The organism is Ensifer adhaerens (assembly GCF_001270265.1).
Taxonomy (GTDB): Bacteria; Pseudomonadota; Alphaproteobacteria; order Rhizobiales; family Rhizobiaceae; genus Ensifer; species Ensifer adhaerens_B.
In genome coordinates, this window is sequence record NZ_LGAP01000093.1 from 1 (window position 1) to 609 (window position 609).

General features: G+C 65.4%; 1 protein-coding gene. It reads right to left on the minus strand.

The features are described 5' to 3' along the window. Nucleotides 1-609 (minus strand): calcium-binding protein (locus tag AC244_RS34830; RefSeq protein ID WP_161807943.1); only part of this gene is annotated, 609 nt, incomplete at both ends.

Genomic DNA, 609 nt, shown 5'->3' on the forward strand with positions numbered 1-609 from the left:
GGAAAACGCAAACATCGGCGCCGTCGCCACCGGCGAGGAAGTTGACGGCAGTGTCGGCCACCAGCACATCGTCGCCCTTGCCGCCGACAGCGCCTTCGATCGCGGTCAACAGGTCCGAACCGATCTCGGCACCCTCAGCCGTGCCGCGGTCGAGGTCGATCACCACCGCCTGTGTCGCCGCCGACGCGTCGTAGGTGTCGACCGCCTCATTGCCGTCGATCAGGTCGTTGCCGTCACTGCCGCTCGCATCCGGTGGGATCACCACGAGGAAGGTATCGTTGCCGGTATTGCCTTCCAGCGTGTCGTTGCCGGCACCCCCGACGAGAATGTCGTCGCCGCCGCGGCCGCGCAGCACATCGTTGCCGGAGCCACCCGACAGGATGTTGTTGCCGGCCCCACCCGACAGCCGGTCGCCCCCCTGGCCACCGGCGATGATTTCGAAGCCATCGATCACGTCCGTGCCGATCTCGTTGCCCTCGGCGATCCCGGTCTCAATGTCCGCAAGGACTTCCTGGACCAGAGCCGAGAGATCGAGTGTGTCGATACCATCACCACCCGAATAGCTATCGGTGCCATCATTCGTCGCGGTGCCGTTGCCGGTCTCGATCA